A 7046-nucleotide genomic window follows, 5' to 3' on the forward strand; every position below is an offset into this window, starting at 1 on the left:
TGTGCGTGTCCCACAGCCGCGATCACAGCCTCTTTCATCGAATTGCCGAAATATGGCATTCGTTGTCTTCGGTCACTTATGATATTTCAGCGTTAACGCTTGACAACCCACATCATGTCATTCGTCGTGTTTTTAGGAAGCTAACTTACAACTCAATCGAAGTTCTGGGCACCGCAAGAAGTTTGCAGTGCGCTATACGAAGAAAGCATCGGTGGATGCGAGATTTATCTATTGCTGAGATCTCTGGCTTATTTATTGCGAGCGAGACCCGCAGTGAAATTTCGTTGTATTATCTTTTTGAGACTTCGGATTGCCGGCCAGACGATTCGCCCAATGGACGGATCGAGAGTTTTAAATGCTCTAAGGAGCCTCTGTAGGGCGCTCACGTGAAATTGTGCGTATAGGCGCCCCCTCGTTGTAAACGGCAAGATCCAATCGCAGACGGGAACAATATCGTTGGTCCATTCGGTTTTGTAATCATCGCGCGGCGCAAGCATATCGAAACGCTGACTGCTCCGCTCGAAGCTCGATCTTAGGGTATGCTCCACCAACAATACGCCTATTCCCTGCTTTTCGAAATCTGTGTCATGGGCGATCATATATCCAATCGTCTCGTCCTTGCATGACAATGAAAATGCTATACCGATGGCCTGCCCGTCGCAATAAATCGCATTGATCGGCATACCTATAGGACGCACAACGCTCGATGCAGCGTCGAGAAAAAATGACAACGTGGCCTCACTTTCAATCGTTGGAGAATATCGGCCACGCCGTGCAAGCCATTTGCGCTTTAGCTGAAACGCTTGCTCTACCAGCGAGCGTTTTTCTTTCTCGTCCTCTGAATCGCGAAAAACGATTGCACCCTTTTCAAACAATCTGCGCTTCAGACGGCGGCGGCTCGATCGCTCCCTGGACGACAAACGAGACAATACGTCATCGAAGTCGGTCGCGTCCTTGAAATCAAGTACGGAAGCGGCCTCTGTTCCGCAGGGCACGGCCGGCGCAATAATAGAAGCTGCCGCCGATGAAGCGCGTGTCTTGCGCAAAAGTACAAAATCGGCACCACAACGGCATGCCTGGTCCCAGCCCAGCTTCATCATAACTTTCGCAGCTGGCCCCGCCTCGACCAGCGCATCGCCATATTGGCTGATGGGTTCACCCATCCAGCTTAATCTGGTAATCCCAAATTTCTTGGTAGCGACCAAGGGCCAGACCATTGCCAACCGACCGTCCCGCCAACCAGTCACGACTCTTAGCTGGGTTTTATCGTTTAAAAAATGATTGGCCCAGTGCCACAACCAATTGAAGTTCTGAAATACCTGATCGGCGTGGGCGGCACGCTCAAATAGCGTGTTCCATTGCGTTTCAAGCGCGTCGAAGCCGGCGCGGGTTGATACGATTTCGATGCGACAGACAGATGAGCTCGCCAAATCGACACATGCTTCTTTGCCGGCAGAGCGGGCGTCGCGAAGCTGTCGAACTGGAACCGCGGGAAAGGAAAGCGACAAGGCGGGCTAACTCCGTTGCAACAGCACTCGCGCCGCCAGTTGTCGTGTGCCCGCCAATGGAAAATTAACTAAATACGCGGGCGCGAGCAGCGGATGACGCATCACAAAGGCCGCATCCTGTAAGACTAATGAACGAACAGCTATCACTGGAAGCGGCGAACGCAGAGGGCGAAACTTCGGATTCCATAGACCTGGCTCCTCCGTATGCTGATGAAACAATCCAATCATTCTGGCCCGCCGAAACGAGAACAGCCTCAGGCTCTTTTGTACCTTCGCTAGTGTCGCAAGACCGGAAACATTATCGCAATTGGGGAAGCCGACGAGAACAGCTCGATGCGTGTCCATCTCACGCGGGTGCGGGATTTGATCCAATCTATCAAAGGCCTGCACCAATTCGGAACGAATGCGAGCTGGCTCGTTAGATGTTGCTTCCGAGATTCCAAACCTGAGCGTATCGATGCGCGCGGCCATGGAGGTAAAAGGACAAACATTGCCTTCGCGGCCGAGTTCCGGATGGTCGCTCATAAGGAAGGAGCGTGTCCAATCGCCTACGAGGCGCAGCGCAGCCGCACTTCCCGGAGCAAGATGTTCCGGAAGTTCCTTCCCCAAAACGTCCTTGAAAGGATAAAGAAGCAATTTTTTTTACCGTTCTAGATCGAGCTTATCTCGGGTCAAATCGAGCCTATGTGCTCGCAATACGGTTTTACACTTTCAAGTTATAACCACCGTTTACCAAGCCGTACTGGCATGCGCGGTAAGCTTTCGAGTTGCCTATACGCGCCGCACCCCATTGTTCATTTGCACCTTCGGCCTACCGCCACGCTGCCAGGCCCGCATAACCTTGGCGCCGGGGAAGATGTTGCGCGAGAATCCAACCGCCACGGTAAGCGTTTTCCTGTTTACCGACGTGGCCGAAACGGCTTGGGGCTTCCCAAATCGCCGTTCCATCCGCGCATGAAGCGAAAGAACAGGCCGAAGAAGCAAATCAGTGCGGCCACCCCTACAGCCCCGACGATCAAAAGCGTATGGAACATGGGCTTTCTTTGTGCTCGTCTGATGAAAATCAAACCATAAACCGGAGACTAAACGACCTGAAAGCTAAACCTGTAACCGTGGTTAAATTCATTCGTTTCGCAGTGCTGGCAGAACGTTGTTTAGTAGTTAACCCGCAATCCAATCCCGCCGTGGAGAGTGTTGCCGACCGGTTGCGGCCCCAAGGTTCCGTTGAGGAACAGGTCGGCAACCCAACCGTTGGTAATGCGGAAGCCGACCCGGCCGCCATATTCGAACCAGCTCTGGTTGCCCAATGTTGGCACAACGGTTCCGTCGCCGGTCACAGTGGCGACGATGCCGGAGTGACCGGCAAAGGATTGCACGAAGCCGCCATTGATGTTGGTCTCGATGCTGTTACCGAACAGATGCGTCCACTGGCCACCGACCTTGACCAGATTGGTTCGATCGGTACCCGTCGCAATCGTGGCGTTGAACGGATTGAACGCGACGGACGGGTCGGAATAGCCATTGACTCGCTGCCAGAGCTGCCACAGTTCGACCGAGGCCGCGATCTCATCGCGCGCCGAAAGCCGGCTTATCCAGCCCGCCCTGCCATACACTCCGTAATCGCTGCTGTGGGTTGGGCTATCCAGCGAAACCGCGCCGAGGCTCGTCAGGTAGCTGCGGCTATAGCTCACCTTCTCGAACGGCGACAGAATGGAGCCGATGTCGAAAAACGGTCGTGACGATCCCCAATCGACGAAATCGTAGCGAAGCGCAAAGGCGCCGATCGGCGCGCTAGTAACGTTGTATCCGCCCTCGCTGTATTGGGTGTAGGCAATACCCGCCAGCAGCGACAGATTGGGGGTCAGTTCCTTGCGGCCATGAACGCCGGCGGAAAATGAACCAGCCGAGCCGAATGCGCTAATGCAATCGCTGCAATTGATCTGCTCATTGACCCCGAGCAGCACCGTGCCGAGCACCCGGTTGGTGATCATCTGGTTGAAGCGCTGCTGCGCCAGACCATTGATCGATCCCGCGCTCGAGCCCGCGCCGGTTGGCGTCGGCGCAGGTGTGGGTGTCGGCGTCGCGGTTGGGGTGGGAGTTGGCGTCGGGGTCGGGGTTGGGGTTGGGGTTGGGGTTGGGGTCGGAGTTGGCGTTGGCGTTGGCGTTGGGCTCGGGGTTGACGTCGGGGTTGGAGTGGGCGTCGGGGTTGGAGTTGGCGTTGGGCTCGGGGTTAGCGTCGGGGTTGGGGTTGCAGTAGGCGTCGGGCACCGATCGGCGTTGTCGCAACTAGCCGCCGAGGCTGGTTCTGTCTGCAGCGGCATTAGCGTAACCGCGGCCGCGATCGCTGCCGACGCGATAAAGCTCCGTACCAATGTCGCCATCGTCAGCGCCCACACAACGTGCCGGTGGGATCGCCGCCGTCACCGATGGGGGACGTGGCATCCGCAAAATTCGTAACCGTGCAAAGCCCGGCGGCTGCGCCGCAGTTAGAGGCAAAGCTCCAGGGTGGGTTGTTGAACCGCTGAATCGTGACTTTGCCGCCGGTCGAGGTGATGATGGCGGTCTCGCCAAGCTGCGTCAGCTCGACACATTGACCGCTCAGGGTGCAGACGCGCGATGCGCCTTCTTGCAGCACCACGGTGACCTTGCCTCGCTGTGACAGGATATCAAGGATGGTACCACGCACGCCGATCGTCGCCAGCGATGTGGTGATCTTGTAGGCGGTCTTTTCCGAATGTCCGGTAACGAAGCGAAACGCCCCTGTCGCCAGCCGGATCGCGATATCGCGGTAGCTATGCTCGTCGTTGAAGACAGTGCGGTCGAGCGTGATCGCGGCATTGGGACCGAGCGACAGATTGGTCCCATCGATCATCACCAGCCGCGCCGCGCTGTCGAGGCCGGTGCGCACGACTTCGTCGCGCAGCACGCCGTCGCCGACGCTGATCTGGCTCGCGGCCGATCCCTTTACGCGGACAACTTCATTCTTGATCACGGCAGCTTCGCCGACGCGCGTTTGCCCGCACACGGGGCTTGCGGCCAGCCACAACGCGGAGAAGAAGAGAACCCCGTGACACCAATTCATTTCATGACCGATCGATATCCCGATATCCGGATCGAAGCTCGCAATGTTGTAAATCTATCACAGACGGCGAATCTAAGCCCAATGGTTAGTCGGCCGAGATCGGATTATGTTCAATGACAGACGAAAAACTTTCGGAGTGCATCTTCAGTAGTGCAAAGGCAGTTGATCTACCGTTAGAGCAAATCGCGTGCGATTTTTGTAATGAACCTGAGGCTCTTAAACGATGCTAGCAGCCGTCAAAAATTGGTACCAAATCCTAAGTTGGAGGCTTGGCTATAGTTGCGGCAAGAACGACCACGCGCATAGTAGTCCTTGGTGGGAAAGACATTTATTCCATCGCTTACATCGAGGGTCAAGGCGCTCGGCAAGACTCAAATGAAAAAGCCGGCGGCCACGAGTCCAGCTGAGCATCAATGCCCGACATGCAATGGGCCCGGCTTCCCGCCGGTCCCGCAGCCGACGTTCGTCGTACGAACTCGCCGGTTAAAGGTAGCATAGCAAAAATCCAGCTCGATTTTGTTCAAACCTTCTTTTGCCATGATCACACGGGAAACGATTACGTTATTCATAAGCGATCGGATTTGTGGTGGCCGCCTCTGTTATCGTTCGAAGCCGGTCGACGGCCTCAACTGTCTTGGCTATGATTTGGCTTGCCGTGCAATTTTGCAGCGGATGCACAGCAGTGCTTCCTGAATCAACTACGCCGTCACCTGTCGCAGAGCAGCAGGTCACCGTCGCTCCGCCTCGCGAGGAAATGCGCGAACTGACAACTGCCGAGAGAGCCACGCTCGCAGACGGCTTTGCCGCCGGCCTGGAAAATCCCGATTCTGTGAAATTCCGATGGACTAAAGTGCCGAAGGTTTTAACTGCACACTCTTTTGATTATTGCGGTTTAATCGTCGTCAAGGGGACTGGAAACTCGCCGACGATAAGGCCCTTTCTTGCAACGATCACGACGGCGGGCGGAAGCATTATCGGAGGCGCTATTGCGGCCCTCAACGGAGATGACCGAGCAGAAACCCGCGACGTCATCCCAAGGCTGTGCTTGCAAGAGGGGCTAAATCCCTTTGACGCGAAATAAGGATCTTCCTCAATCGATCGTGGAAATACCATTAGACCGCGATAGGTTGTACGCGGGCGAGACTCTTCCAATTTTTCGGAACAATTCAGCTCAAACTTACCTGACGGCTGCATGAACAACACCTTGACAGAGAAGAGCCCCCATTCTGCCAGAACGACGATTATTGTGCTGCGAGTGCTTGCGGCTCTCAGCCTCGTCGGAATTTTGGCTTGGCAGAATCTCGGTTGGCCTGCGTTCACCGGCCGTTACGGCGGGACGATCCTGACCCGGCGGCGCGTCTCGCAGGCTGGGGTAGGCTGCTGTTTTGGGGTGGCGGGCTGTGCTGTGCCCGCACGCCCAACACCCGTCAATGCGGCAACGAGAATGACAACCCTGGCCGCTTTCATGGCACACATCTCCCTATTTCGGGTGCTGGCCTGTTTCGACCCTCAGTGGCCTAGTTTGAAATCGGCAGTGGCCTAATTTGATTTTTGGCCCCGGTATCTTAGCTTGAATCTGTTGGTGCCCTAATCCGCCCCACCAAGGGAGAGATGCATGGCGTTTCTGTTCTGTCAGGCGTGCGTCGTTGGTTAGGCGCAAGACGCGATAAATGCCCTCATTTCGCCGCCGCTTCACGGTCCAGTTGGAAGGATTATCTCTTTGACCTGCTCGTCCAGTCTGGCCTGTGTGCGCTGACGCTTTTTACATTTTAGTTAATCGCCAGGCCCGTCCGCGCAAGGAATACGGAATACCCCAATGAGGCGCGATCCGGATCGTCTCGTTCAGATCGGCAAGCGCATGGTCGTATTCACCGATACTCAGCCAAACGTTGGCGCGCCCGTTGAAGCCGTTCCGATCCTTGGGATTAAGGCGGATCGCTTCGTTGTAATCCGCAAGGGCACGATCGTAGTCGCCCTTCTCGTACCAGACGTTGCCACCGTCGCTGTGAATCTCTCCATATTGCGGATCGGCTTGGATGCCTTCGTCGTAGCTGGCAAGGGCACGATCATACTCACCCCTGTCGTACCAGGCGTTGCCGATCCGGTTGAAGATCACTGCGCGTGATGCCAATCCGCCCTCGGCGAGTGCCCGGTTGCAGGCCGCGATCTCAAGTTCGAAATTGGATCGCTGGTTGCACCCCCGTAAGCTTTCTTCACTCGCCGCCTTATCCGGCGAACCGAGCAGAGGCAGAACCATTGTCGCAGCGATTACAAAACACCAAGCTCTAATACTGCTGATCTCAGAAGATTGCGCTGACCACATCGGATATCAGATTGACATGATCGGGAGGAAGCGGTGCGTCATAGCCCATCAAAGCGCGCTCAGGCCGGTTGCGCAAACGTCCCAGATATGGGACCCTAAAGGAATGGAGCCGCTGCCATCGGCGGGGGTGGGT

The 7046-nt window shown here is 55.9% G+C and carries 6 protein-coding genes; 1 reads left to right on the plus strand and 5 read right to left on the minus strand.

All coding sequences use genetic code 11. From position 1 onward, the window contains the following. Positions 1 to 248: 248 nt before the first annotated feature. The 4 genes from GSQ88_RS28195 to GSQ88_RS28215 all read right to left on the minus strand — a co-directional run bounded on the left by GSQ88_RS28195 (position 249) and on the right by GSQ88_RS28215 (position 4590). Positions 249 to 1508 carry a GNAT family N-acetyltransferase gene (locus GSQ88_RS28195; RefSeq protein WP_159011068.1) on the minus strand — a complete coding sequence of 420 codons (1260 nt, stop codon included), beginning with the start codon at positions 1506 to 1508 and terminating at the stop codon, positions 249 to 251. A gap of 6 nt (positions 1509 to 1514) precedes the next feature. Then, complete coding sequence (locus tag GSQ88_RS28200; protein WP_159011069.1) at positions 1515 to 2144, minus strand: DUF6875 domain-containing protein; 630 nt, start codon at positions 2142 to 2144, stop codon at positions 1515 to 1517. A gap of 518 nt (positions 2145 to 2662) precedes the next feature. After that, entirely contained in the window at positions 2663 to 3889 is a 1227-nt protein-coding gene (locus GSQ88_RS28205; protein WP_174248135.1) for a hypothetical protein, read from the minus strand. Between the two features lie 2 nt (positions 3890 to 3891). Continuing rightward, complete coding sequence (locus GSQ88_RS28215) at positions 3892 to 4590, minus strand: FecR family protein (RefSeq protein WP_159011072.1); 699 nt, start codon at positions 4588 to 4590, stop codon at positions 3892 to 3894. A 682-nt stretch (positions 4591 to 5272) separates the two neighbouring features. Here GSQ88_RS28215 and GSQ88_RS28220 point away from each other — a divergent pair. Then, positions 5273 to 5671: a hypothetical protein gene (locus GSQ88_RS28220; protein ID WP_159011073.1), complete on the plus strand. Its 399-nt coding sequence runs from the start codon at positions 5273 to 5275 to the stop codon at positions 5669 to 5671. A gap of 681 nt (positions 5672 to 6352) precedes the next feature. Here the strand turns inward: GSQ88_RS28220 and GSQ88_RS28225 are convergent. Beyond that, complete coding sequence (locus GSQ88_RS28225; RefSeq protein WP_159011074.1) at positions 6353 to 6847, minus strand: tetratricopeptide repeat protein; 495 nt, start codon at positions 6845 to 6847, stop codon at positions 6353 to 6355. Positions 6848 to 7046 lie beyond the last annotated feature (199 nt).

It is taken from the genome of Bradyrhizobium sp. S69 (assembly GCF_009766005.1).
GTDB lineage: Bacteria > Pseudomonadota > Alphaproteobacteria > Rhizobiales > Xanthobacteraceae > Bradyrhizobium.